Consider the following 25,129-nt stretch of genomic DNA (forward strand, 5'->3'; position numbering starts at 1 on the left):
CCTTCCTGCTTGCGGAATAGTAGCGTCCTTTGCCAGAAAGAAAAAGGAGCGTACACCAATGTACGCTCCCTTGCTTTAACGCGGCTTTTAGCGGCGGCGGAGAACCGAAAGCACTTCAGCGCTTGGATGTCCGTCTGGCTGTAGGCCATTGCGCTGCTGGAAAGCTTCAATCGCTTTGCGCGATGTTGAGCCGATTTTACCGTCGATCTTGCCATCGTAATAGCCGAGCGCCTTGAGATGCGTCTGCAATTCTTCACGCTCGTTCATGGTGATTGGCGTGAAAGGACGGTTCCAGTCCTGACGAAGGCCTTGATAACCGCCGATACGATCCGCGAGCAGGCCAACGGCCAGCGCATATTTATCAGCATTGTTATAGCGCTTGATGACGAAGAAGTTCTTGCCCATCAGGAAGGCTGGACCCTGACGGCCATCGGGGACCTTCAACGTGACTTTTTCATTGGCATCGGGGAAGGGGCGGCCATTGGCGCGAACGACGCCAAGCCTCTGCCATTCAGCGGCGCTGAGAGAACCGGATGGGAATTTGCGTCCTGCCGGAAGCACGACTTCATAGCCCCAGGTACGCCCCGGCTGCCAGCCATTGCGATGTAAAAGATTGGCAGCGGTGCCAAGCGCATCGGGAACTGAATTCCAAATGTCACGCTTGCCATTGCCATCAATATCAACTGCATAGGCCTGATAGCTGGTCGGAATGAACTGCGTGTGACCCATTGCACCCGCCCATGAGCCGGTCAGGTGGCCGCGATCAATATCGCCTGTCTGGAGAATTTTCATCGCGGCGATCAGCTGCGTGCGGGCAAATTTGGCGCGGCGCTGATCGGCATAGGCAAGCGTTGCCAGTGAACGGATCGTATCCATCATCACATCGTCGCGCTTGAGAATTTCACCGTAATTGCTTTCCATTGACCAGATAGCAAGCAGGATGTTGCGATCAACCGAGAAACGCTGTTCGATGCGCTGAAGCCACGGACCCCATTTTTTCGCCATGCTCTGGCCCACAGCCACGGAATGCTCATTCACGCGGTTGTCGATATAGTTCCAGACGGGTTCGTTGAATTCGGGCTGAAAGCGGGCTTTGCGCAGCACTTCGGGATCAGGTGAATCGACGCCTCTGAACGCGCGGTCGAAGATCGACGGCGATACGCCGCTCTGAACCGCGGTGGTGCGGAAGCCAGAAACCCATTTTCTGAAATTGGCATCGGCGAAAGCGCTGCCTGTTGTCAGCGCAGACGCAAGCATTGCAACCGCAACGGTTGCCGTAATCCTGGCGCGCATTCCTCGTCCCAGAGTGAATGGAAATCGCAGCATTCTGTGTTTCCCTTCTGCAATCATATTGCTGCCGTGTTGAACGGCGAGTTGCCTTTCCTGCCGAGCCTGTGTCATTCAGATTGCATTAAGTTGATAATACTATCCAGTGTTGAATTTGGGGCCGACTCTCGTAACGCTAAAATTAAAGCCTTCGGGTTAGCATTTGGTTTACCATCAAGCTTACACCAAAGAAATTGCCGGAAATTTTGTAAAATATTTGAATCAAGTAACATTAAGGCCGGGTTATTGAATGTGATAAGGAAAAAGGCGGAATTTCGTCCTTTCTTAATGAAAGCGCCCTAATTGAAATGCAGTGGTTTCAATGCTTTGATAGCGCCCTGTTCTTTTTAACAAATCGAGGAGACGAATGAGTTCGATCCGCAAAATCCGTAAGGCAGTTTTCCCAGTCGCCGGTCTCGGCACCCGCTTTCTTCCAGCGACCAAGTCCATCCCCAAGGAAATGCTCACCGTCGTCGACAAGCCCGTGATCCAGTATGTGGTGGATGAGGCTCGCGAAGCCGGTATCGAACATCTGATTTTTGTCACCGGACGCAACAAGGCTGTCATCGAAGATTATTTCGACGCGCAGGTTGAGCTTTATTCCACGCTTGCCGAGCGCGGCAAGAAAGCGGAGCTTGAGCATCTGCAGGAATTGCAGCCGCAGCCAGGCACCACCAGCTTCACCCGCCAGCAGGTTCCACTTGGCCTAGGCCATGCGGTCTGGTGTGCGCGCGAACTGGTTGGCGACGAGCCTTTTGCATTGTTACTGCCAGATATGGTCATGCAGTCGAAGAAAGGCTGCCTCAAGGAAATGGTCGAGCTTTATGAGCAGACCGGTGGCAATGTGATTGCCGTGCAGGAATGTGATCCTGACGAAGCGCACAAATACGGCATCGTCGGCAAGGGCAATGCCATCGGTAGTGGCTTTGAAATCAACCAGATGGTTGAAAAGCCAGCCAAGGGAACGGCACCTTCCAATCTTTATATCAATGGCCGCTATATTCTTCAGCCAGAAATCTTTGAGCTGCTGAGCAAGCAGGAAAAAGGTGCTGGCAATGAAATCCAGCTGACCGATGCCATGCTCAAGCTTGCCGATGCGCAGAAATTCTATGGCTTTGATTATCACGGCCGGACGTTTGACTGTGGTTCCAAGTCAGGCTTTATCGAAGCAAATGTGGCTTTTGCGCTTTGGCGCAAGGATATCCGCCCAACGGTCGAATTTTCGATTGCCGATCTTCTCAAGACCATTCAGCCGGAATAGGCTGAGCCGTCGGCAGAATCAATCAACCCTGCTTTCAGCAATGAAGGCGGGGTTTTTTATGCTGCTATAAATTCATGCGAGGGCCTCGGAGCGGAGGGCTTTACATGCGCTTTATCGCTGCACTTTCATGCCGACATAAACACTGTTGGCGTGATATTCGCGATAGGAAACCTGACTGGTTTGAAACTCATGTCGCAGACGTGCATCAATGCCGACAAAGCGGTTAATCCAATAGGTCGCACCAATCTGTGCGCCGATTGTGTAATCGGTTCCTGTGCCATCCTTGTTGTCGCGGACATTCAGATCGAGCTTGCCGTTGAAGCTCAGGTTTGAGCGCACGTGCCGCGTCACCTCGAGGCTTGCAAGATGCAGAAGCGCACCGGAAACGCCGGGCGTCGTGGAGGTGTCGACCAAGGTTTGTGCAAAAAGCTGCACATCGGTGCCGCGCAGTGGCGACCATTGGATGCTGGCTGCAAGCGATGGGCCGCTGATGCTGCCAAGACGGGAATCATCGCTGTTGGCGCGCATATAGCCTGCCGAAATTTCGCCATTGAACTTTTCGCCGCGATCAAACATCAGGCCGCCGCGCAAGGCATATTGTGATCCGCTGCGCTCATAGCCGTTGCTGTCTATACGCTCATCAAAAATACGCTTGCCCAGTTCAATCTCAGCAAAGGGCTTAAGCGCGGGCGAAATTGCAAAACCACCGCGCAATGTTACGCTGGAATAGGTGTTGTCGCGATCTTTCTGGCTGACGGTGCCGCCGGAAGAAAGTTCTGCATCGCCATAAGTTTCATGCTCGACGCGGCCTGTTGCACGACCGAAAATCAGTCCGGTGTCGCGCTCAATGCCCAGACTGCCGTTAATCGTGTGTACCAGCGGACGCTTCAAAGCATCTGTGACGCCGTTGGGGCTGGATGCGCTTTCACGGCGCAATTTATAACCTGCGCCCGCATTCACAGTTGTTTCATTGCTTAGATCGAAACGCAGATTGCCCCGAACATCGACGCGCGGCTCTGAAACATCCTGCCCGGAAATGGATTTGCTCATGGTGCCCGAGGCATCAAGCGTTGCCTGATGACGGGACCAGTCTGATTCAGCCTTCAGACGGAGCGTTGTTTCGGACAGAACAGCACTTGAACCGGTTGAGCTATTGTCGCCATTGGAGGTGGCGCGAATCCCTTGTTCAAGTGAAGGGCGCAGTATGAAATTGCCTGTGCGGATGCCCACGGGCGCAAACGGATCGGCCTCGTGCGGCAAACGCCGGCCCTGTTCAGGGATAGCGGGCAAGTTCTCACGGCGGACGCGTCCGGTGCTGTCCTGCTCTTCAATTGTAACCGCACCCACGGGCATATTGTCGGTGGCAAGAAAGCGCTGCGGCTCTTCCTCAGTCACGGGCGTCACCAGTTTAGGTTTGGGCGCCTGTGGCTCGGTGGGTGGTGTATAAGATTCGTTTGCAATGTCATCCGAAGCGGACGCATTCGGATCAAACGCATCACCATCGCGGAGGGTTGCCTGATCGGGTGATACGACAGACAGATTGTCGTCATCAAGAATGCCACGGAGTTGGGTATCCTGCGAAAACGCCACCGAATTGCTGATTGCCAAAACACAGCCTGCCAGCAACAGGCGTGTTAACCTGCTGGCAAAAGGCGATAAGCCGCCCTGTGTGGATTTGGCAAAAAGCATAATGTCTTCAACTCGTTGCAACGTGGTAAGCGAACGGTAAACGTTCATGGTTAATTCTTTATTGAGATTTGCTTTCTGCGTGGCTCTATTGTGCGGCAACAAATGCTTGGACAAGCAGCTTTGAAGGCGCTAACCGTTGGCGTCATGACAAATCTTGATACGACACAAAATACCGCGCCTGCGGAGGATTTGATCGCCTCCGCTTTGCGCACGATCAGAACCGAAAACGCGGGTCTCGTGGCGCTGGAAAAAGCGCTCGACAATGGCCTTTCTGCACCGTTTGCAGAAGCCGTGCGAACGATTGTCGGTTCTAAAGGCCGCCTTGTTGTAACCGGGGTGGGCAAGAGCGGGCACATTGGCTCCAAACTTGCGGCGACTTTCGCATCAACCGGCACCTCTGCATTCTTCGTGCATTCGGCGGAAGCCAATCACGGCGACCTTGGCATGATTGGTACGGATGATGTTATCCTTGCGATTTCATGGTCGGGCGAAACGGCCGAACTTAAGGGCATTGTCAATTATTCACAGCGCTTTCGTATCCCGCTGATTGCAATTACGGCAGGCGAGGAGTCGGCGCTTGGACGCGCGGCCAATGTTGTTCTGCTTTTGCCAAAGGCACAGGAAGCTTGTCCGCACGGCCTTGCACCGACGACATCAACCATGATGCAGCTTGCCATTGGTGACGCATTGGCGATTGCGCTTCTCGAGGCCCGTGGTTTCACGCCGACAGACTTCAAAACCTTCCATCCGGGCGGTTCGCTCGGTGCGAGTCTCGTCCATGTTCGGGAAATCATGCATAAGGGTGACTGTCTGCCGCTGGTCACAGTGGGCACATTGATGCCGGATGCCATGAAGGTTCAGGCCCATAAGAGCTTTGGTTGTGTGATCGTTGTTGAGCACGATGGACAACTTGCGGGTATTATCACTGACGGCGATATTTCACGCAATCTGAGCCGCAGTCTTTCAGAGCTGACCGTTGATGACATCATGACACGCACGCCCAAAACCGTTGACCAGAATATGCTGGCAAGCGCTGCGCTCAGCCTCATCAATGAGAAACATATCGGCGCGTTAATTGTTGTCGAAGACAGTCGGCCAATCGGCCTTGTGCACTTCCACGATCTGCTTCGTATTGGTGTTGCGTAAAGAAGAGAAGTGGCCGCTATGCAGCCACTTCCATTTCAAGTGTGACAGGATCAAATGAGACGATGTGCACCTCGGTTCCAGCCGGTAAATCGGGGCCTTTGATACGCCATGTCGTGTCATTGATGCGCATACGACCGCGGCCGTTGACAATTGGCTCTGTCAGGGTCGCACGTTGGCCGACGAGCTGATCGCCGCGGCGATTGAGCAATGGCTCATCCTGACGATCGCTGAAGCCGAAAACGCGACGCCCAACGAGCACGAAAACCACCGCCAGAACCAGAAACAGCACGGTTTGCAATTGCCAGCCAAAGCCCACGAGTGAGCCGAGCAGAAAAGCAAAGATGCCGGTCACAAGCGCGGCAAGACCAAACCAGATAAAGAAAATACCGGGCGCCATAATTTCCAGAATGAGCAGGACAAGTCCGGCGACGAACCAGCCCCACAGCCCCAGTTGCGACAGGAAATGGATGATCATGACGCCCTGCCTGACTAACTGCGCGTGGTGGGAACGCTGCGCGAGCGCGGCGAAGGTGCGGTGGGAACCGGATCAACCGGCTTGCTGCCATCGCCAAACACTTCCTTGGCAATTGCACCGATGCCAGCCAGCGAGCCGATCACCGAGCTTGCTTCAAGCGGCATGAGAACCACTTTCTGGTTCTTGGCGCTTGCGATATTGCCGAGTGCCTCGGTGTATTTCTGTGCGACGAAGTAGTTGAGCGCCTGAACATTGCCGCTCGAAACAGCATCGGAAACAAGCGTGGTCGCCCGTGCCTCCGCTTCCGCCAGACGCTCACGCGCCTCAGCTTCGCGCTTTGCAGCCTCAAGCTTGCCTTCGGCTTCCAGAATCTGCGACTGTTTTTGACCTTCAGCGCGCAAAATCTGCGCATTGCGGTCGCCTTCGGCTTCCAGCACCTGTGCACGCTTGTCGCGTTCGGCTTTCATCTGGCGTGCCATCGAGGTCACAATGTCTTGCGGCGGATTGATGTCCTTGATTTCCACGCGGGTCATTTTCAGACCCCAAGGATGTGCAGCTTCATCAACGATGCGCAACAGGCGATCATTGATCGCATCACGGTTGGAAAGCAACTCGTCAAGATCCATTGACCCCATGACAGAGCGGATATTGGTCATGGTCAGGTTAAGGATCGCATATTGCAGATTTGAAACCTGATAGGCGGCCTGTGCGGCGTTGAGCACCTGATAGAAGGCCACGCCATCGACACCGACAATGGCATTGTCGCGGGTGATGACCTCCTGGGTAGGAACGTCAAGCACCTGTTCCATCATGTTGAGACGCGCGCCAATACGATCGAAAAAGGGTACAATGAGATTGAGGCCCGGCATCAATGTGCGTGTGTAGCGGCCAAAGCGCTCGACTGTGTAATTGTAGCCCTGCGGTACAGTCTTGATGCCGGCGAACAGTGTTGCAAGAACAAGGGCCGCCAAAATCAGCAGCGTGATGTCAAAACCAGTCATATGTAATCCCCTAAATTAAACCCAGCCCTGCAACTCGCGCCGCACGAGTGTCTCGATAACGTTCATACCTTCTTCGGTATCGTTAAGGCACGGTATGTGGCTGAAATTTTCTCCGCCAGCCTCATGGAAAGCTTCGGCCGCTTCATGGCCGATCTCATCCACGGTTTCCAGACAGTCTACCACAAAGCCGGGATTGAGCACGGCTACTGATTTTACGCCCTGCTTTGCCAGTTCTTCAACGGTTTCGTCAGTGTATGGCTGTAGCCACTCTTCGGGACCAAAGCGTGACTGGAACGTGGAGCGGAACTGTTTGTCGTCCATGCCGAGGCGTGCGCGCAAAAGCCTTGAGGTTTCAAGGCATTGCGAGCGGTAAGGGTCGCCCTTGTCGGAATAGCTTTTTGGAATGCCATGATAGGAGGCAAGGATGACTTCCGGCTTGAAATCAAGCGTTGCCAGATGCTTTTCAATCGACTGCGCAAGCGCCTCAATATAGACCGGCTCCACTTCATAGGAAGGGATTGTGCGCACTGCTGGCATAAAGCGCTTTTTCATCAGCACTTCGAAGAATTTATCATTCACCGTGGCAGTGGTGGTTGCTGAATATTGCGGATAGAGCGGAAACATAACGATGCGTTCGCAGCCCTGCTTGAGCAGGCGATCCGTCACTTCCTCAATTGAAGGCTGGCCATAGCGCATAGCCCAGTCGACAATCACATTTGGATGATCTTTGAGGGCAATGGCGAGTTTTTCGCCCTGGGCACGCGTGAATGTGCGCAGCGGCGACTCGTTTTTTTCATAATTCCAGATGCGTTCATAAAGTTTGCCTGAACGCTTCGGGCGCACACTGAGCACAATGCCGTAAAGGATAGGATACCAAAAAATGCGAGGCCACTCGATAACACGGCGGTCCGAAAGGAACTCGGCCAGATAACGGCGCATCGGCGCATAACTTGTACCGTCCGGCGTGCCGAGATTAACCAGTAAAACACCAACTTTGGGTTGTTTTACAGAATGGCTGGCTGGGGTGGTGGTCACTTTATCCATCTCATTCATCTTCCTGTTCCTATGCTGACGGAAAACTAGAGAAAAAAAGACAAATTACAATCCTAACAACGCTGGGTATGGTTGAATTATAAGGCGTTAAGCTGGAACCCCATAAAATAAAAACGGCAAACGCCGAAAAGCGTGTGCCGTTTGATTGCATTCAGACGATTTTTAGCTGCGGCGGGTCAGCGAGAAACGCGATCCTGCAGACGATGTGCAGTTGAGCTGGTTCTGTGAAACGAGCGCGCAATTGACGCGGGATGAGGTGCCGCGCACGATGGAACGCATATCGATTTCAACGAGCTGCGGCGACTGGTAACGATAGTTGCCTTCGGCCAGCTTTTCGTTGGTATCGGTCGCGCGGGTCTCGAAAATACCGCCGTTGAAAGATGAGACGATGCCATTCGGATCAACCCATGAACCATCAATACCGGATGGCGCACGATTAACGACAGGGACATTGCCGCCACCGACTGGGCCAGTCGCAACACAACCTGCAAGCGCGAGTGATACGATTGCCGTAGAGCCAATGATGCGGAAGGATTTCATGTCCATCTTCTCCGTAAGAGTGTTTATCGTGTGATGTATGGAAATTCACACGATTACAAGCCCCTTTTATCAGGATTGCAAGACTGTTGCGCAACTGTCGCATTCGGCAACCCGGCCGAAGCCGGGCATTCGAACGGCTCAGCGAACAAGAATATTGCGGAACTGCCAAGGGTCTTTGGTGTCGATATCCTCTTCGAACAAAACGCCACGACCCTCCAGCGGGTTCCAGTCAGTATAATAGCCTTTGACGGGTCCCAAATAGGGCAGCTGTACTTCAAGGCAGCGACGGTAATCCATTTCGTCGGTTTCGACGATCCCGCTTTGTGGGTTTTCAAGCGCCCAGACCATACCGGCCAAAACGGCAGATGAAACCTGCAGCCCGGTTGCGTTCTGGTAAGGCGCAAGCTTGCGAGCCTCTTCGACGCTCAGCTGTGAGCCATACCAATAGGCGTTTTTGTCGTGGCCATAGAGCAGCACGCCCAGCTCGTCCGAGCCGTCGAGTATTTCGTCTTCTTCAAGCACATGCTGAACCGCCTGCGCACGTCCGCCGCTGCCAAACATTTCATCCAGTGAAAGAACGGCGACATTGCTTGGATGATAGGCGTAATTACAGGTCGGGCGGTATTCCAGTTTGCCCTTCTTGTTGTGCACGGTGAAAAAGTCGGCAATCGAGATTGCTTCATTGTGGGTGACAAGCAGACCGTATTGCGCGCCATGGGTTGGACACCATGTGCGGATGCGGGTATTGCCGCCGGGCTGTTCAAGGAAGATTGCAGCCTTGTTGCCCTTCTTCTGCTTGCGGGCGTTTTTCGGCTTCCAGTTTTCATGGGTGCCCCAGCCAAGCTCGGCAGGCTGCAAACCTTCAGCAATAAAACCTTCCACCGACCAAGTGTTCCAGAATGTGTCGAACGGCTTCGGCTCCTTGGCGCGCTGAGTGTCGCGTTCAGCAATGTGAACACCCTTAACCCCTGCCTTTTTCATGAGCTTGGCCCAACCCTTACGGTCATCGGCTGATGGCTCTTCAAACTCAAGCTTGAGCTCAGTGGCAAGATCGATAAGCGCTTTTTTGACGAACCATGAAACCATCCCGGGATTGGCGCCGCAGCAGGAAACAGCAGTCGGACCGCCCGGATTCTTGCGCTTTTCGGTACGAACTGTTTCACGCAATGCGTAATTGGTGCGCGCAGCATTATCGGCTTCCGCATCGAAATAGAAACCGAGCCATGGCTCGACAACCGTGTCGATATAGAGCGCACCCTGTTCGCGGCTGTAGCGCATCAGATCGAGCGATCCGGTATCGACCGACAGATTGACGATGAACGGCTGGCCTTCGCCTTCCTTGATCAGAGGGCCAAGGATCTTTTTGTAATTATCTTTGGTGATCGCTTCCTTGACGAAGCGGATATCCTGATCATCCAGAATTTTGCGGTTCTTTTCGCTTGGATCGATGACGACCAGTCGGGATTTGTCGAATTTGAAGTGGCGTGCGATCAGTGGCAGGGTACCGCGCCCGATCGAGCCAAAGCCGATCATGATAAGAGGGCCGGTAATTTCGCCATAGACTGGCCATTTCGCTTTCGCCATTTTTTCTCTCTCCTGCTGCAAGGCCGCAACGCTTGGCATTTCCGATATGCGGAACTGCTCACTTTGCTACGATAGCACAGGTTCATAGAAAGAAAGAAACGTCACAAGCCTATGACAGCAAACGTGTTTAACGAATTTATATGGATAGAAGTTGAGCGCGGATCATGCCACGCAATGAATTGCCGACAAGAATGTTGCGCGCACGGCTAAGATCATCAAGTGTGACTACGCCTTCCTGAACCACGCTGTTGTTTAAAAGTTCACGCCGCAGAACGCCGTCGAGCAGGCCGCAGGAAAGGGGAGGGGTAATGCAGGTGGTGCCGCCAATATCAAGAAAAATTGATGTGATGGTGCCTTCGCACACTTCGTCACGCTCATTGAGCAGAATGACTTCGTCCACTTCCGCCGGTGAATATTCGTCGCGAGCCGAAATATAGGCCTGACGTTTTGTTGTCTTATGACGCAACAAGGGATCATCGTGCTTCAGGCGTGTTTTTGCGACCGCGATGCGCCAGACAGTTTGCGCCGGCAGTGGTTCGTAAGGAAAAGCGGTAATCTCGACATGGCCATCCGGTGCCAGTGTCAGCCGCAGTTTGAGCGGATTTTCACCGCCGCTGATCTCGGCGATTTTCTGGTGCACCGCTTCCATGTTGTAGTGAAAACCGAGCTCCCGCGCTGAGTTTTCAAGCCGCGCCATATGGAGATCAAACCGCAGAATGCCAGAGAGAGGCTCCCAGCGCATGGTCTCGATCAGTTGATAGTCTGGTTCCGCATGGCTGGTCGCTGTCCCGTCGCGAACCGTGCTTTCAGAAGACATTCCTCATACTCCGCTTGCGCTGTGGAATCGAAGACCACGCCGCCCCCGACATTGAAGATTGCACGATTTTGCTCAAGAAGCGAGATCGTGCGGATGGCAACATTGAACCGCATACGTCCGCCCGGTTCGATCCAACCGAGCGAGCCGCAATAAATATCACGTGGCCCACTTTCCAGCCTGCGCAGGATTTCCATCGCGCTTATTTTCGGCGCACCGGTGATGGAGCCACAGGGGAAAAGGGCTGCAAAAATCTTGCGCAGCGGCAGATCGCTTTTAAGCTTTGCGCGCACGCGGCTGATCATCTGATGAACGGTCGGGTAAGTTTCGACCCGGAAAAGTTCAGGCACATCCAGCGATCCCACTTCGCTGATCAATGAAATGTCGTTGCGCAGCAGATCAACAATCATGCGGTTTTCCGCCTGATTTTTAGGATCATTCATCAGGAACTGGCGGTTGGCCTCATCTTCAAAAGGGGTGGCACCGCGCGGCATGGTGCCCTTCATCGGATGTGTTTCGATATAGCCTTCGCCATCCACTTCAAAGAAGAGTTCCGGTGAACGCGACAGGATGATCGGCCCACCCAGATCGCAATAGCTCGCATAGCGAACCGGCTGACGCTTTGCGAGCGTGTTGAACAGCACGAGCGGATCGCCGTCCCATTGCGCATGAACCGGAAATGTCAGATTGCCCTGATAACAATCGCCTTCGCGCAAATGCTGGTGAAGGCGGTTAAATTTAGGCTGGTAGTCTTCGAGCGACCATTGCGCGACGGGTTCGCGCAGATAGGTGATGTTGTCGGCGCTGCGTGTATGCAAGACATCGTCCGATGGACCATCGAAGACGCCAAAGCACAGGAGAGGGGCTTTGCGGCCTTCCGGCAGAAGCGCTTTCAGCTTGGGTTCAAGCAGATAGCCTGCCTCATAGGAGAGATAGCCTGCAAGCCATTTGCCCGCTTCATGGGCGCGTTGCATCGCCTCCCATGCTGCTTCGAATGTATCTGGTGTATCGGCGCGGATCATCGAAGACGGAGCCGCGAATACAACATCGCGGCCCGCCTTGTCATCCCGAAAAAGGATGTGCGGCCTATTCAAACCCTTGTGGGCCACGAATTTGCTCAGTCTTCCATGGCTTCGAGTTCGTCGATGATGCCTTCCACCACTGAAAGGCCCTTGCTCCAGAAATTTGGATCGGTTGCATCAAGGCCAAATGGCGCCAGCAGTTCCTTGTGGTGCTTGGTGCCACCCGCCTTCAGCATATCGAAATATTTCTGCTGGAAGCCCTTTTCCGAGTTCTGGTAGACGGCATACAGCGAGTTTACCAGACAATCGCCGAAAGCATAGGCATAGACGTAAAAAGGCGAGTGGATGAAATGCGGAATATAGGTCCAGAAGGTTTCATAACCCGGATTGAGATTGACCGCATCGCCAAGGCTTTCGCGCTGCACATCCATCCAGATTTCGCCGATACGCTCTGAGGTCAGTTCGCCTTCGCGGCGTTCGGTGTGAACACGACGCTCAAACTGATAGAAAGCGATTTGGCGCACGACCGTATTGATCATGTCCTCGGCCTTCTGAGCCAGCATGGCCTTGCGCTCGCGCTTGTTGGTGGTGCGTTCCAGCAGCGAGCGGAACGTTAGCATCTCACCAAAGACGGAAGCCGTCTCAGCCAGTGTGAGAGGCGTAGATGCCATCAGCGCACCCTGTTCGCCGGCCAGCACCTGATGCACGCCATGGCCGAGTTCGTGCGCAAGCGTCATCACATCGCGCGGCTTGCCCATATAGTTGAGCAGCACATAGGGATGGGCGGAAGGCACGGTCGGATGCGCAAAAGCCCCCGGCGCCTTGCCCGGACGCACCGGCGCGTCGATCCAGTTTTTGTCAAAGAATTTTTTGGCAATTTCGGCCATTTCAGGGGCAAAGTTGCCATAGGCGGAAAGCACGGTTTCGCGCGCTTCATCCCATGAGATCAGTGCCTGCGGAGTTTCCGGCAGCGGTGCATTGCGATCCCAGTTCTCCAGCTTTTCAAGACCGAGCCATTTGGCTTTCAGTGCATAATAGCGATGCGAAATGCGCGGATAGGCTTCTTCGACGGCACTCGCCAGCGCATCAACCACTTCGCGCTCGACGCGATTTGCAAGGTGACGGCTGTCGGCAATATCCTCAAAACCGCGCCAGCGGTCAGAGATTTCCTTGTCCTTGGCCAGCGTGTTGGTGATCAGCGTGAAAGTGCGCAGATTTGCACCAAAAGTTTTGGCAAGCGCTTCCGATGCCTTTTTGCGCACGGCACCATCAGCATCCTGCAACATGTTAAGCGTCTGCTCGATGGCCAGTTCTTCGCCATCGATTTCAAAACGCAGGCTCGACATGGTTTCATCGAACAGGCGGTTCCATGCACTGTAGCCGGTGATCGATTTTTCGTGGAAAAGCTGTTCCAGCTTGTCGTCAAGCTCATAGGGTTTGTCGAGGCGCAGATCTTCCAGCCATGGACGGTAGTGGCCGATCACTGGATTGGAGGCCATCGCCTTTTCAAGTACGTCATCATCGATGCGGTTGATTTCGAGGCTGAAGAAAATGAGCGGCGTGTTGGCATCTGTCAGCTTCTGCTGCACATCGCCGAACAGCTTCATGCGCTTGGGGTCGGTGGTATCGCCATAATAATAAAGGCCTGCGAAAGAGGCAATGCGGCCCATGAGTTCGCTTAAGCCTTCATATTCCTTAATCGCATCGGCGAAATTTCCGCCATTGGCCTTGGCTGCTTCTTCACCGAGTTTGCCCTTCCAGCGGTTTTCAAAATCGGCTGCATCCTTTGCCGCTTTTTCGAGGTCGGCTTTCAGTTCAGCGCTCTCGGCGGAAGGATAAAGATCGGCGAGATTCCACTCGGGCAGCTTTCCAAGATCGGCTTTTGCAGCAGTTCCGGTATCACCGGCGGGCATATGGGAAACAGTGTCGAGCGCGACAGACTTTGAAAATCGATAAATGGCAACGGTCATAACATTCTCCTGTTGGCCTCTTTTCGCATGTCTTCTTCAAGTCGCCAAGGGGTGCGCGGGTTTGTTCAGAAAAGCGCCACTATTCTGAGGATGATATACGAATGTGCGCGCATAGGGCTTGCATTGATGAGAAATGCTGTTTCAAAAAAAGTGCCTGAAATATGATCAATACAATATATTGGGATATTCTGACATATACGCCACTGGTAGTAGAGCATTTATGAGTACGCGTATCCTTATAGCGGATGATGATCCGATACAACGCCGCCACCTTGAGGCGGCGGTTTTGCGCATGGGTTATCGCACTATTCTGGCAGATGGCGGGACCAGTGCGCTCGGATTCATCTGTAGCCGTAAGGATATAGCCCTTATCCTCCTTGATCTGGCGATGCCGGATATGGATGGTATTTCGGTTCTCTCAAGAATGCGCGAAGCTGGTATCCAAACCCCTGTTATTGTCCTTGTGCAAAATGACACAATGGACAAGGCTATGCAGGCGATCAGGTTTGGCGCGGTGGATTTCATGACGAAGCCTGTGGCGTTTGAACGTGTTCAGGTTTCGCTTGCCAATGCTTTCAAACTTGATTCTCTGATACAGGAACTCAAGCGCACCCGTTCTTACGAAAAATCCCATATTTTGCTTTCAGAGATGGTTGCCAAAAGCTCTGAAATGGAAAAGGTGGTGTCGCTGGCGCGCCGTGTGACGCAGCTTGATACGCCGTTGCTCATCGAAGGCGAGGCTGGCACTGGCAAAGAAACGCTGGCGCGCGCAATCAGCAGCAGTGGTCAACGCTGGCAGGGACCATTTATCTCCATTGATTGCCGCTCATTGGCAAAGCAGAATCCCGATGAAGTGCTTTTCGGGCAGTCAGACGCGCCCACAGCCCTTCAAGTCGGCAATGCGCCCATCCAGATTGCTGGCAAGTTTGCCGAGGCCCAGGGCGGCACCTTGTTTTTGGATGAGATAAGCGCCTTGTCTCATCGAACGCAGCTTCGCGTGTTCGAGATCATGCAGGCAGATCATCTTTCCGATACACGTATTATTGCATCCAACAGCCATTCGCTGGTTGAACGTGTGCATATGGGGCGGTTTCACCCCGGCCTCTATCATCTTGTTTCATCGTTTCTGATTGCCATGCCGCCGCTCAGAGATCGCATCGAGGATATTCCTCTTCTTGCGCATCAGTTCCTGATGCATTTTGCCGGCGAAGAACGGTTGGGCCATATCACGGGTATCACGCCTTACGTTCTGGAAAGTCTCAAGTCCTATCATTGGCCCGGTAATGTTCGCGAACTCAAAAATGCCATTTACCATGCCGTGCTCCTATGTGAAGAACATGCTCTGACGATACGCGACTTTCGTCATCTTGGATTCGAGGGTGGGGCAATCCGCGTCAATGACAATGAATTTGTAAATCAGGCGTCCATTAAAAGGTTTGGTTCACGCTCGATCCGTGGAATCACCTCCGAAGGCGAGGTTCGCACTCTTGCTGCCACTGAAGAGGATATGATCCGCTTCGCAATAGCACATTATGAGGGGCATATTAGCGAAGTTGCCCGGCGTTTGGGCATCGGGCGGACGACTCTTTATCGAAAATTGAAAGAATATGGCATCGATGTGGCGTCCGTAGCGGGCAAGGGCCAATACGGTGCAGAAAGCGATATTGACGCCGATCACCCCCGCATTGTTAACGAGTAAAGCGCCTTAACTTATTGAAATTCAGTAACTTATAAAGCACTGCTGTCACTGTTGCTAGAATGTTAGCAACAAGGAAGATTGTTAATAATTTTTTTACCATGATGAAAATAGATGCACCTGTGTGGCTTTTTTGCCATGGTGTTTCCTCATTTGTTGTTCACTAAGCGTCTATTAACCATTAAATCCGACAATCAGGGTTCTCGAATATTCACTTGTGCGATCTCTGATACGGCCCTTAGGGCAGACAACACGGTAAGGCGATACGATTCAATGAGCAGTATATCGACCATTAAAGCGCGCTTTGCGAAAGCCTGGTTCAGGTTGTCGATGTCCTTATTCTGGATCGCGGCAGCTGTGCTCATGGCGCTGGCCCCGTCGCAGGCTTCGGCTGAAACCCGCACGTTGAAGCTCTATTATGTGCATACCGGCGAAAAAGCAGAGATTACGTTCAAGAAGAATGGTCGTTTTCTGCCTGATGGTCTGAAAAAACTGAATGTATTTCTGCGCGACTGGCGCCGCAACGAACCGACCAAAATGGACCCGCGCCTGTTCGATCTGGTCTGGCAGGTCTATCGTTCCACTGGCTCCAGCCAGTATATTACTGTGGTTTCCGCCTATCGTTCACCGGCAACCAACAACATGTTGCGTTCCACCACCAAAGGTGTTGCGAAGAAGAGCCAGCATACGCTTGGCCGCGCGATGGATTTTTTCATTCCCGGTGTTCCACTTGCCAAGCTGCGCGGCATCGGTATGCGCTACCAGATCGGTGGCGTTGGCTATTATCCGCGTTCCGGCTCGCCCTTTGTGCATATGGACGTGGGGAATGTTCGCTCCTGGCCACGGATGAGCCGCCGCGAGTTGCTGGCGCTGTTCCCGGATGGCAAAACGGCTCACTTGCCTGCCGATGGCAAGCCATTGCCGGGCTATGAGCAGGCGCTGGCAATGATTGAGCAGCGAAAAGCGAGCGGTGGCACTGTCATGATGGCAAGCAACTCCGCCCCTCGTAAGAGCAAGACACTCTTTGGTGCGCTCTTTGGCGGTGGTGCTGATGAGGAAGAAGATAACGGCGATGTCGCGCCTGCTGCCGCCCGTCCAGCCCGTGCCGTGCCTGCGCGTCAGGCGCCAACCCCTGCGGCTCCTGTGCAGACTCCACAGGCTGAAACGATGATTGCTGCCTTGCCTGCACGCGATGCGCCAGTGCCATTACAGGCTCCGCGCCCAGAGACAGTTGTTGCGGCTGCAGCGGTTGAGGAAGCACCTGTCGTCGCATTGAATGTTCCAATTCCAAGCCGCAAGCCGGCCAATGCAGCTCAGGAAGCGATTGCACTTGCTGCTGTACAACCCGCTGAGGTTCCATCTGATGAAGGTTCTAATCCGCTTGTAACGGGTTTTGTTCCAATTCCATCCACGCGCCCACAGCAGGAAGCTGCGACTGAGCTTGCAGCCGCCGTGGTTCCAAGTGCCCGGCCGGAGCGTGATCAGCACAATCCGCAGGATGCGATTGCGCAGCTCGTAAACAACAATCCGGTTGCTTCAACGGTTGTTGCAGATGCTGGCAATGCAGCTGCGCAGCAAGCCCCTGCCGCTTATCCGGTACCGAAAGAAGCGCCGCGCGCCAATACGCAATTGGCCATGCTCTCAAAGCGGGATGAAATCGGAGAGCTGATTGCGCCGCCGCAAGATGATTTTGATACAAAACCAGCTGCGGAAGTCAAAGCCGAGCCTGTAAAAATTACACCGGTGAAGACTGCATCGATTGCCAAGCCTGCACCTGCGCGTCAGCACGTTGTCGCTGTCGGTCAAGGTGCCAAGAGCAGTGCGCGCTCAACAGGTAAGGGCGATCGTCGTGTGGCAAGGGTTTCTTCGCACCCAAAACCGGTTGTTCAGCCTGCCGCGATACCGGCTTCTGCGATAGCGCTTTCATCGCATTCGGTCTCTCAAACTGCACCCGCGACCAGTCCGGTGTTGCGCAATGATGCCCTGCGTTCTGCGCCCGCGATGGTCTATACCGCTGGCTTCCAGCGCGGTGACCTGCCGAGCGAACGCGCCAATCAGTTTAGCGGCAATGCTGTTACATTCCTGACGGTTGCAAAGTTTACCGAGACCAACTGATCAGAAAGCAGATCAAGAAAAGGGGCCTTCGAGGCCCCTTTTTTAAGTCATCTCTTTTTATAAGCATGTTTTGTGATTTTTAAGGATGTCGATCACCCAAAACGAGTCACCATATTTGGGAGGGGCGGTTTTATCCTTTTAGTGCAGCGGCTTCGCTTGCAAGTTTGGTGATCCCGTCCCAGTCGCCGGCCTCAACCAATTCCTTTGGAGCAACCCACGATCCGCCGACACAGATGACATTTGGAAGCGAGAGATAGGTTTTCGCATTGGCGAGGCTGATGCCGCCAGTGGGGCAGAAAACGGTGCCAGCCAATGGTGATGACAATGCTTTGAGGAACGGCGCACCGCCGGACTGTTCGGCAGGGAAAAATTTCAGATGCGTGTAGCCTTCCTCGCGAAGAGCGAGCATTTCGCTTGGCGTAATGGCGGCAGGCAGCAGCGGCACATCGCTGTCATTGGCTGCGGCGATAATATATTTTGTAGTGCCGGGGCTGACAATGAAGCGTGAGCCTGCCTTGGCTGCATCTTCATATTGTTTGGCGTTGAGAATGGTGCCCGCACCCACGATCGCTTCCGGCACTTCGGAAGCAACGGCACGAATTGCGTCGAGTGCCGCAGCCGTGCGCAATGTGATTTCGATTGCAGGTAAGCCGCCTTTTGCAAGCGCTCGTGCCAGCGGAACTGCATGCTCGACCTTGTCGATCAACAGGACCGGGATAACGGGTTGGCCTTGCATGACGGGAGCAAGGAGATCTGTTTTCTGTGGCATGGACGCGCTCTTCTGCTTGGGTTTTAGTGGCTAAAACCGATTTAAGGTGCATCGTTCGCTTTGTCTACGGCAGGCTTTTCACAAGAGCTTTAAACATTGATAAGATGACTGGTTCCCAAAGGCTCTTTTGCTTTCCTGTACAATTAGGCCTTTGATGAGCTTCAGTCTTATGATTTACCCTTCCGCCTGTTCCTTAGACTATGGTGAGAGGATTGCACTCCTCGCAGCGTTACGGTCTGCGCTGGCTTCCCCTTCAAAAAAATAAAGGGTGTCTGTCAGACCATAGCGTAGAAGATGAAGCCTGTCCTTCACCGTGCTGCCCAATTTGCACCCCGCCGAAAAATCGTCTGCATTTGTGGTACCGAGAATTCTTTGGCTTGATGCCCCAGTGCGGAATAAAATACCCGGCCATTGCCATATTTTCTTTTCCAGACGACGGGCATTACCACCCCATCGATCCACCAGGCATGATCACCAGTGAAGGTCGTCGTTGCCAGCACTTCATTGGAAGGGTCCACGTGCATATAATATTGCTCTGAGCGGTATGGGAAGCTTGAGATGCCTTCCATGATAGAGTCGTCCGGGCGGGTCACATCGACCTGATAGTCGATAATATCGCCAGGATGAGCAACCCACTGACCTCCGATCATGAACTGATATTCAACACATTCACGAAAGCTGTCGCCCGCTCCGCCGTGAAAACCAGCAATGCCAACTCCATTTTCAACGGCTTTGGCAAGGTTTTTTATTTCTTCTTTTTCAATTTTCGACATCGTTACAATGGGAACGACGAGGCTAAGGTCATGCACGGACGGATCAGCAAAAGCCTCTGTGCTGTGCTCGACATAGACTTTGAAACCTTCTTCTTCGAGGATGTCTTTGACGATTACCGAACATTCCTGTGGTTCATGTCCGCTCCAGCCGCCCCAGACGATCAGCGCTTCTTTCATTGTTTCCTCCTCAGGATTAATTTGCAATCTGGTTATTAACCAGAGACGTTTCGAGTGGGGCAGGTCGCTCCACGTCTGTCATGATAGATATTGTTTTGCCCATATCAGACGCAGTCTGGAATGCTTCCATGACTTCGAGTACATGGAGTGCAAGTGAGCCATTCGCGCGATGCGGCCGGTTATTCCGAATGGCATATGCCATATCGGCAATTCCAAGTGAGCGATAATTCCCGTCGGCATAAGGTTGAGAAACTGCTTTTTCTTCAAACTCTCCGCCTTTTTTGAGCAACAAGACATCGCCGCCAAAATAATTCGGGTCCGGAACGATCAGCGTGCCTTCAGTGCCATAAATTTCGATGGGCACATGTTTGTGCCCGGCGACATCAAAGCTCATGGCCACTTGCACGACCGCGCCATTTTTAAATGCCAGAACGCCTGCAACATGGGTAGGAACATGAACAGGAATATGCTCACCGTTCCTTTCGGCGCTCGTAATGATGCGTTCTTTCCGGGGTGTCGTCGCGAAGCTTGCGACTTTGTCAACCGGCCCGAGGAGGTTGACGAGTTCTGTAATATAATAAGGTCCCATGTCGAGCATCGGCCCCCCGCCCACTTCGTAATAGAAGGCCGGGTTGGGATGCCAGCGCTCATGACCTGCGCACATAAATGTTGCCGTTCCACCGACAGGAATTCCCAAGACACCTTCATCTATAAGCGAACGCACGGCCTGATGGCTTCCGCCAAGAAAAGTGTCCGGAGCCGAGCCCAAACGGAGGTTCTTTGCCTTTGCAGCTTCAAAAAGCCGCTTACCTTCGGCAAAATTGATACCCAACGGCTTTTCGGAATAAACGTGTTTGCCGGCCTCAAGGGCTTTTAATCCCACCTCAACATGTGCTTTTGGAATCGTGAGATTGACAATGATTTCGACACTTGGATCGGCAAGCAATGCCTCCACTGTTCGAGCCTGAAGGTTAAACTCTTCGGCGCGTTTTTGCGCCACTTCCATATTCATATCTGCAATACCGCAGATATTAAGTATCGGAAACGAAGCCATCGCTTTAAGATAGGCGCTGGAGATATTTCCGCAGCCAATGATGCCAATGCCGACCTTATCCATCTTGTTTCCTCCCAGAAATCCGTAACTTTAAGCTGAGTTAAATTGCAGGCCCCGTCGTGCTCCATGGAGACTCGTAGAGTTCATGCAGTGCAACGGCAGCGGCGCCCTGTGCCCATAATTCGTCACTGGCAATATCGAAAACCAGTTCAGCAACGCCCTTCAGGGCTTGTGGAACGGCAATATTGTAACTTTCACGAATGCTGTTGATGAATGGCTCTCCAAGTTCAAGACTGGTGCCCGTAATGATGACGCGCGGTGGCGCAAACAAAGTTACGATATTTGCCAGTGTGAGACCTATTGCAGCGCCGGCGCGTTTGGCAGCATTTAAGAGTTCCTCATCGGAAGCGCTAATGAGTGAATGCGCGTATTTCATGCCCCTTCCGAGGCGCATGGCTTCTGCAAAACGGGCATCATCCGGGCGAGTGCCAAGAATTGCGCTTTCACCGGCATGGCTTGCAAGCCTGACGGTCGTGTCATTGGTATAACCGAGTACGAGATCGCCTAGATTATGGCTGAGCCCATCAGCACCGCGAAACAGCTGATTTTTGTGCAGGACCCCAAGCCCAAGCGTTTGCTCAAGCGAAATCAAAACCATGTCTTCAAATTCACGTGCATGGCCAAACCAATGGTGCGCAAGTGTTATTGCATGTGCATCACTTTCAACAATCGTGGGCACATTCAGGCGAGTTGTCATTTCTGAGGCAAAATTAAAATTATGCTCTCTTAGGATTGGTGTGCTTCGAATGATACCAGTACGATGCTCTATGACGCCTGGTATGCCGAGGCAGATCATGTCGACATCTTCCAGCGACACACCGGCATCCAGGACACATCGGCGTACCCCGTCTTCAATAAGATCCGCAATGACGCTGATTGGTTGACGATCAACTCTTATTGGAAGCGACAGGTTGGAAAGGATCTCGCCACGAAAGTCCGTGACCACGAAAATCATGCGATTGGACGCGATTTTTGCACCGACGACACGCGCTGCTTCAGGATTAAGCTCAAGCATGACCCGCGGCCTCCCGCGCGTCGTCTCGTTGCGGATATCCCCTTCATGCCGTGTCAGTATCAGCCCATCATCCAACAGTGATGCGGTTATCGCCGATACAGTCGTGGTGGAAATCTCAGTTCGCTCGCTGATCTGAATGCGCGAAATGGGACCATGACGACGGATCGTATCTAATACGTTCAGCCTGTTGATAGCGCGCATCAGTTCGGGGTCAGCGGTCTTCATGAGGTCCTGTTGAGATCAAAGCTGATCAGATATTATTTAAATCGGATTGCGGATTAAATAGCGTCACTTCTATCGTTCATGTCAAGCCTGCTTGCGAAAAATTATGAAATAGCCTTGACATCGACAGATATGTCGGATGAATTAATCCGCATTGGGGAATAAATTGTGAGGATGACCCCAAGGGAGGATCTCGAACATGACGTATTGGTACGCAGGCGCAAGCCTGAGCGGCAAGTTGATGTCTTATGCCGCAAAAGCAAGCATAGCATTGATGCTAGGCACCGCAAGTGCTTCGGCGACCACGACCGTTAAATGGATGCACGTGGAATTGGACCCCAAAGCGGTCGCTGTCTGGGAAGAAATAGCAAGAGACTATGAAAACCAGCATCCTGATGTTCGGATCCAATTGCAATTTCTGGAAAACGAGGCTTTCAAAGCCAAGCTCCCGACGCTGCTACAGTCAAATGACGTCCCTGATTTTTTCTATAGTTGGGGTGGTGGTGTTCTTGAGGAGCAGTCAAAAACCGGTGTTCTCAAGGATCTGACAGAGGATTTCAACGCCTCTGACGGTAAACTGCGTCAAGCTTACACGAGTTCGTCTATTGAAGGTCTTTCCTTTGATGGCAAGCTCTGGGCAGTTCCTTATAAAGTCAGTCTTGTCAGTTTCTTCTACAATAAAGAACTTTTCGCGAAAGCAGGTTTAGATTCCAACAATATCAAGACATGGGATGATTTGAGTGCCGCTGTAACCAAGCTTAAAGACGCTGGCATTGTTCCTATTGCCGGAGGGGGTGGTGATAAGTGGCCCCTTCACTTCTACTGGAGCTATCTTGTGATGCGTAACGGCGGCAAAGCGGTCTTCGATGCTGCCAGCAAGGGTGAAGGTGAAGGCTTTTTGGATCCGGCCATTCTCAAGGCAGGTGAGCAGCTTGCGGACTTTGGCAAGTTGGAACCATTTCAGCCGGGCTATCTAGGGGCAACCTGGCCGCAGGCGCTTGGTGTTTTTGGTGATGGCAAGGCTGCAATGATCCTCGGTTTTGATAATACCGAGGCCAATCAACGCAAGAATGCGGGCGATGGAAAAGGGCTCGCTTTGGAAAACATAGGGCGGTTTGCATTTCCTGTGGTCGAAGGTGGTGCAGGAAAAGCGAGTGATACTTTAGGCGGGATCAATGGTTGGGCAGTGACCAAAAATGCTTCCAAAGAAGCCATCGATTTTGCTCTTTTCCTAACCAACAAGGAAAATGAGCAGAAAATGGCGGAGGCAGGCATGATCTTGCCGGTTGCAGCCGGTGCAGACAGTGCGGTTAAAAACCCTCTTTTGGCCGAATCTGCCCGTCAGTTGGCGGATTCAACATGGCACCAGAACTATTTTGATCAAACATTGGGTGCTGCTGTCGGACGCGTCGTGAACGATGTATCGGTCGATATTCTCGCAGGGCAGATGAGTTCCGAAGAAGCAGCGCAGCAAATTCAGGATGCTTTCGAGCTCCGTTAAGCGCGTTCTGAGCGCACGTTAGAACATGACGTGCGCTCCGCATCCTAATTATTGGCATCATGAAAGCGGAAAAGATGACGGATATGTCTGTGACTTCGGCATCCTCGCCTCCACGTAAAACACATCTGGTCAAAAAGAAAAAAAGCTCTGTCGCCCACGACCGCACAATGACCTTGCTGGTCTTTTTGCCTCCGGCTTTATTGCTGTTTACACTCTTTGTTATTTTGCCGATGGGTGAGGCGGCGTGGTACAGTCTTTACCGCTGGAATGGGTATGGAACGCCGACGGAATTTGTGGGCTTGAAAAATTTTCAGGTCCTCTTTGGCAATGCAGCCTTCTCTCAGGCACTGTTCAATAACGGTCTGATCATTTTCGTCTCCGTCCTTGTGCAAATCCCGTTAGCGATCTGGCTCGCAATGATGCTGGCGCATCGCATTCCCGGTGTTGTCGCCTTCAGGCTGATCTTCTTTTTGCCTTACGTTCTTGCAGATGTTGCGGCGGGCCTGATCTGGCGCTTTGTCTATGACGGCGACTACGGTCTGTTTGCCGCGGCTTCCAACTTCTTTGGTTTCGCAAATCCATATGTTCTGGCAGACCGAGATGTCGCAATTTACGCTGTGCTTGCTGTCATTGTCTGGAAGTATTTTGGCTTTCACATGATGCTTTTCATAGCCGGCCTTCAGTCTGTCGATAAAGCTGTTCTGGAAGCTGCTGAAATCGACGGCGCGAATGGCTGGCAGAAGTTTCGCTATGTAACGCTGCCCATGCTTGGTTCCACCGTGCGCTTGTCCATTTTCTTTGCCGTCATCGGTTCGCTGCAGCTCTTCGACATGATCATGCCGCTGACAGGCGGGGGGCCATCCAATTCAACACAGACGATGGTGACCTTCCTCTACACATACGGTGTCATGCGTATGCAGGTTGGGCTTGGCAGTGCGGTTGGTGTCGTTTTGTTCGTGATCTGTGTGACACTTGCCTTCGGTTATAAAAGGATTTTCATGCGCCATGACTGATACATCAAACGCTGTCCGCATGACGATACAGACCCGACTTTATCTCTATCTTTCGCTTGGCTTCATTGCCGCTATTGTTTTGGTTCCGCTTCTGACAACAGCGCTGGGTGGCTTCAAAACGCTGGGTGATCTGCGGGTCAATCCATTCGGCCTTCCGGCGGAATGGCAATGGGCGAATTACGGAGATATTCTCTTTGGTCACCGTTATTGGCTGCAAATATTCAACTCATTGATCATCGCCGTTTTGACGGTTTTCCTGACACTGGTTGTGTCGGCGATGGCGGCCTTCACCTTTGCGCATGTGAAGTTTTTTGGCTCGTCTTTCCTGCTGAATTATTTTCTGCTGGGGCTGATGTTTCCTGCGGCAACAGCAATCCTGCCATTGTTTATCCGCATTCGTGATCTGGGGTTGCTGGATACCTATTGGGGTGTTGTGCTGCCGCAGGTCGCATTCGGTCTCGGTATGAGCATATTGCTGTTTCGCAATTATTTCCGAAACCTGCCGGAAGAGTTGTTTCACGCGGCATTCGTCGATGGTTGCGGTTATCTGCGCTTCTTCTGGCACATTTCTTTGCCGCTCTCCCGTCCAATTCTCGCAACAGTGGGCATCGTCTCGTTTGTCGGCAGTTGGAACAGCTATCTCTTACCGTTGATCATGCTCAATTCGGAATCAAAATATCCGTGGCCGCTTGGCATCATGGTTTATCGCGGCGAGTTCGGCACCGAATGGCAACTTGTCCTTGCTTTCATAACACTGACGATTTTGCCAACCGTCATCGTGTTTTTCCTTGCACAAAAACACATCATCGCCGGCTTGACGGCAGGTGCGGTAAAATCCTGATCGGGAGACGTA

At 52.7% G+C, this 25,129-nt stretch carries 21 protein-coding genes; 7 read left to right on the top strand and 14 right to left on the bottom strand.

Annotation, left to right across the window (positions count from 1 at the left end; genetic code table 11):
* Positions 1 to 87: 87 nt before the first annotated feature.
* Positions 88 to 1,326, bottom strand: coding sequence for a lytic murein transglycosylase (locus tag OPR82_RS20555; protein ID WP_265986781.1), 1,239 nt, complete (start codon positions 1,324 to 1,326; stop codon positions 88 to 90).
* A 367-nt stretch (positions 1,327 to 1,693) separates the two neighbouring features.
* Between OPR82_RS20555 and galU the strand changes: the two genes are divergently transcribed.
* On the top strand, positions 1,694 to 2,587 hold the full coding sequence (gene galU / locus OPR82_RS20560; protein WP_265986783.1) for a UTP--glucose-1-phosphate uridylyltransferase GalU: 894 nt from the start codon (positions 1,694 to 1,696) through the stop codon (positions 2,585 to 2,587).
* Between the two features lie 111 nt (positions 2,588 to 2,698).
* Here the strand turns inward: galU and OPR82_RS20565 are convergent, their stop codons facing one another.
* The gene (locus tag OPR82_RS20565; protein ID WP_396997338.1) at positions 2,699 to 4,324 is read right to left on the bottom strand and encodes an outer membrane beta-barrel protein; all 1,626 of its coding nucleotides are present in this window, start codon (positions 4,322 to 4,324) and stop codon (positions 2,699 to 2,701) included.
* Between the two features lie 96 nt (positions 4,325 to 4,420).
* On the opposite strand from OPR82_RS20565, the gene OPR82_RS20570 reads away from it, so the two are divergent.
* Positions 4,421 to 5,422 carry a KpsF/GutQ family sugar-phosphate isomerase gene (locus OPR82_RS20570; RefSeq protein ID WP_265986829.1) on the top strand — a complete coding sequence of 334 codons (1,002 nt, stop codon included), beginning with the start codon at positions 4,421 to 4,423 and terminating at the stop codon, positions 5,420 to 5,422.
* A gap of 16 nt (positions 5,423 to 5,438) precedes the next feature.
* Here OPR82_RS20570 and OPR82_RS20575 read toward each other — a convergent pair whose 3' ends face one another.
* The 8 genes from OPR82_RS20575 to OPR82_RS20610 form a co-directional block, all read right to left on the bottom strand.
* The gene (locus tag OPR82_RS20575) at positions 5,439 to 5,897 is read right to left on the bottom strand and encodes an NfeD family protein (RefSeq protein WP_265986785.1); all 459 of its coding nucleotides are present in this window, start codon (positions 5,895 to 5,897) and stop codon (positions 5,439 to 5,441) included.
* Positions 5,898 to 5,911: 14 nt separating this feature from the next.
* Positions 5,912 to 6,898: an SPFH domain-containing protein gene (locus tag OPR82_RS20580; protein ID WP_265986787.1), complete on the bottom strand. Its 987-nt coding sequence runs from the start codon at positions 6,896 to 6,898 to the stop codon at positions 5,912 to 5,914.
* Between the two features lie 15 nt (positions 6,899 to 6,913).
* Positions 6,914 to 7,951: a ferrochelatase gene (gene hemH, locus OPR82_RS20585; protein WP_265986789.1), complete on the bottom strand. Its 1,038-nt coding sequence runs from the start codon at positions 7,949 to 7,951 to the stop codon at positions 6,914 to 6,916.
* A 162-nt stretch (positions 7,952 to 8,113) separates the two neighbouring features.
* The gene (gene omp10 / locus OPR82_RS20590; protein ID WP_265986831.1) at positions 8,114 to 8,491 is read right to left on the bottom strand and encodes an outer membrane lipoprotein Omp10; all 378 of its coding nucleotides are present in this window, start codon (positions 8,489 to 8,491) and stop codon (positions 8,114 to 8,116) included.
* 138 nt (positions 8,492 to 8,629) lie between these two features.
* Positions 8,630 to 10,075 carry a homospermidine synthase gene (locus tag OPR82_RS20595; protein WP_265986790.1) on the bottom strand — a complete coding sequence of 482 codons (1,446 nt, stop codon included), beginning with the start codon at positions 10,073 to 10,075 and terminating at the stop codon, positions 8,630 to 8,632.
* Between the two features lie 136 nt (positions 10,076 to 10,211).
* Positions 10,212 to 10,892, bottom strand: coding sequence for an aminotransferase class IV family protein (locus OPR82_RS20600; RefSeq protein ID WP_265986792.1), 681 nt, complete (start codon positions 10,890 to 10,892; stop codon positions 10,212 to 10,214).
* Complete coding sequence (locus tag OPR82_RS20605; protein ID WP_265986793.1) at positions 10,826 to 11,998, bottom strand: aminodeoxychorismate synthase component I; 1,173 nt, start codon at positions 11,996 to 11,998, stop codon at positions 10,826 to 10,828. Before OPR82_RS20605 ends, OPR82_RS20600 begins: the two co-directional genes overlap by 67 nt.
* Positions 11,999 to 12,006: 8 nt before the next feature.
* On the bottom strand, positions 12,007 to 13,881 hold the full coding sequence (locus OPR82_RS20610) for a M3 family oligoendopeptidase (RefSeq protein ID WP_396997346.1): 1,875 nt from the start codon (positions 13,879 to 13,881) through the stop codon (positions 12,007 to 12,009).
* Between the two features lie 220 nt (positions 13,882 to 14,101).
* On the opposite strand from OPR82_RS20610, the gene OPR82_RS20615 reads away from it, so the two are divergent.
* Both OPR82_RS20615 and OPR82_RS20620 read left to right on the top strand, forming a co-directional pair.
* Positions 14,102 to 15,580 (top strand): sigma-54-dependent transcriptional regulator, encoded by a 1,479-nt coding sequence (locus tag OPR82_RS20615; RefSeq protein ID WP_265986795.1) that lies wholly within the window; start codon positions 14,102 to 14,104, stop codon positions 15,578 to 15,580.
* A gap of 270 nt (positions 15,581 to 15,850) precedes the next feature.
* Positions 15,851 to 17,692, top strand: coding sequence for a DUF882 domain-containing protein (locus OPR82_RS20620; RefSeq protein ID WP_407673286.1), 1,842 nt, complete (start codon positions 15,851 to 15,853; stop codon positions 17,690 to 17,692).
* Positions 17,693 to 17,822: 130 nt separating this feature from the next.
* Here OPR82_RS20620 and OPR82_RS20625 read toward each other — a convergent pair whose 3' ends face one another.
* The 4 genes from OPR82_RS20625 to OPR82_RS20640 all read right to left on the bottom strand — a co-directional run bounded on the left by OPR82_RS20625 (position 17,823) and on the right by OPR82_RS20640 (position 21,765).
* Complete coding sequence (locus OPR82_RS20625) at positions 17,823 to 18,461, bottom strand: 2-dehydro-3-deoxy-phosphogluconate aldolase (protein WP_265986796.1); 639 nt, start codon at positions 18,459 to 18,461, stop codon at positions 17,823 to 17,825.
* A gap of 308 nt (positions 18,462 to 18,769) precedes the next feature.
* A complete protein-coding gene (locus OPR82_RS20630) occupies positions 18,770 to 19,411 on the bottom strand; it encodes a ThuA domain-containing protein (protein ID WP_265986797.1) in 642 nt (213 codons plus the stop codon).
* Positions 19,412 to 19,427: 16 nt separating this feature from the next.
* A complete protein-coding gene (locus OPR82_RS20635; RefSeq protein WP_265986798.1) occupies positions 19,428 to 20,528 on the bottom strand; it encodes a Gfo/Idh/MocA family protein in 1,101 nt (366 codons plus the stop codon).
* 37 nt (positions 20,529 to 20,565) lie between these two features.
* Positions 20,566 to 21,765: an ROK family transcriptional regulator gene (locus OPR82_RS20640; protein WP_265986799.1), complete on the bottom strand. Its 1,200-nt coding sequence runs from the start codon at positions 21,763 to 21,765 to the stop codon at positions 20,566 to 20,568.
* 238 nt (positions 21,766 to 22,003) lie between these two features.
* Between OPR82_RS20640 and OPR82_RS20645 the strand changes: the two genes are divergently transcribed.
* The 3 genes from OPR82_RS20645 (at position 22,004) to OPR82_RS20655 (ending at position 25,117) form a co-directional block, all read left to right on the top strand.
* Positions 22,004 to 23,263 (top strand): extracellular solute-binding protein, encoded by a 1,260-nt coding sequence (locus OPR82_RS20645; RefSeq protein ID WP_407673288.1) that lies wholly within the window; start codon positions 22,004 to 22,006, stop codon positions 23,261 to 23,263.
* A 74-nt stretch (positions 23,264 to 23,337) separates the two neighbouring features.
* Complete coding sequence (locus OPR82_RS20650; protein ID WP_265986803.1) at positions 23,338 to 24,276, top strand: carbohydrate ABC transporter permease; 939 nt, start codon at positions 23,338 to 23,340, stop codon at positions 24,274 to 24,276.
* Positions 24,269 to 25,117: a carbohydrate ABC transporter permease gene (locus OPR82_RS20655; protein ID WP_265986805.1), complete on the top strand. Its 849-nt coding sequence runs from the start codon at positions 24,269 to 24,271 to the stop codon at positions 25,115 to 25,117. Before OPR82_RS20650 ends, OPR82_RS20655 begins: the two co-directional genes overlap by 8 nt.
* Positions 25,118 to 25,129 lie beyond the last annotated feature (12 nt).

Source organism: Ochrobactrum chromiisoli (assembly GCF_026241335.1).
GTDB lineage: Bacteria > Pseudomonadota > Alphaproteobacteria > Rhizobiales > Rhizobiaceae > Brucella > Brucella chromiisoli.

What these genes read in the sequence shown, in the direction of transcription:
- OPR82_RS20580 (WP_265986787.1), bottom strand. Translation starts at nt 6,898, where the DNA reads ATGACTGGTTTTGACATCACGCTGCTGATTTTGGCGGCCCTTGTTCTT.
- OPR82_RS20645 (WP_407673288.1), top strand. Translation starts at nt 22,004, where the DNA reads ATGTCTTATGCCGCAAAAGCAAGCATAGCATTGATGCTAGGCACCGCA.
- galU (WP_265986783.1), top strand. Translation starts at nt 1,694, where the DNA reads ATGAGTTCGATCCGCAAAATCCGTAAGGCAGTTTTCCCAGTCGCCGGT.
- OPR82_RS20595 (WP_265986790.1), bottom strand. Translation starts at nt 10,075, where the DNA reads ATGGCGAAAGCGAAATGGCCAGTCTATGGCGAAATTACCGGCCCTCTT.
- OPR82_RS20570 (WP_265986829.1), top strand. Translation starts at nt 4,421, where the DNA reads ATGACAAATCTTGATACGACACAAAATACCGCGCCTGCGGAGGATTTG.
- OPR82_RS20620 (WP_407673286.1), top strand. Translation starts at nt 15,851, where the DNA reads ATGAGCAGTATATCGACCATTAAAGCGCGCTTTGCGAAAGCCTGGTTC.
- OPR82_RS20615 (WP_265986795.1), top strand. Translation starts at nt 14,102, where the DNA reads ATGAGTACGCGTATCCTTATAGCGGATGATGATCCGATACAACGCCGC.
- OPR82_RS20565 (WP_396997338.1), bottom strand. Translation starts at nt 4,324, where the DNA reads ATGAACGTTTACCGTTCGCTTACCACGTTGCAACGAGTTGAAGACATT.
- OPR82_RS20625 (WP_265986796.1), bottom strand. Translation starts at nt 18,461, where the DNA reads ATGCCACAGAAAACAGATCTCCTTGCTCCCGTCATGCAAGGCCAACCC.
- OPR82_RS20600 (WP_265986792.1), bottom strand. Translation starts at nt 10,892, where the DNA reads ATGTCTTCTGAAAGCACGGTTCGCGACGGGACAGCGACCAGCCATGCG.
- OPR82_RS20555 (WP_265986781.1), bottom strand. Translation starts at nt 1,326, where the DNA reads ATGCTGCGATTTCCATTCACTCTGGGACGAGGAATGCGCGCCAGGATT.
- hemH (WP_265986789.1), bottom strand. Translation starts at nt 7,951, where the DNA reads ATGAATGAGATGGATAAAGTGACCACCACCCCAGCCAGCCATTCTGTA.
- OPR82_RS20610 (WP_396997346.1), bottom strand. Translation starts at nt 13,881, where the DNA reads ATGACCGTTGCCATTTATCGATTTTCAAAGTCTGTCGCGCTCGACACT.
- omp10 (WP_265986831.1), bottom strand. Translation starts at nt 8,491, where the DNA reads ATGAAATCCTTCCGCATCATTGGCTCTACGGCAATCGTATCACTCGCG.
- OPR82_RS20575 (WP_265986785.1), bottom strand. Translation starts at nt 5,897, where the DNA reads ATGATCATCCATTTCCTGTCGCAACTGGGGCTGTGGGGCTGGTTCGTC.
- OPR82_RS20630 (WP_265986797.1), bottom strand. Translation starts at nt 19,411, where the DNA reads ATGAAAGAAGCGCTGATCGTCTGGGGCGGCTGGAGCGGACATGAACCA.
- OPR82_RS20655 (WP_265986805.1), top strand. Translation starts at nt 24,269, where the DNA reads ATGACTGATACATCAAACGCTGTCCGCATGACGATACAGACCCGACTT.
- OPR82_RS20635 (WP_265986798.1), bottom strand. Translation starts at nt 20,528, where the DNA reads ATGGATAAGGTCGGCATTGGCATCATTGGCTGCGGAAATATCTCCAGC.
- OPR82_RS20650 (WP_265986803.1), top strand. Translation starts at nt 23,338, where the DNA reads ATGACGGATATGTCTGTGACTTCGGCATCCTCGCCTCCACGTAAAACA.
- OPR82_RS20640 (WP_265986799.1), bottom strand. Translation starts at nt 21,765, where the DNA reads ATGAAGACCGCTGACCCCGAACTGATGCGCGCTATCAACAGGCTGAAC.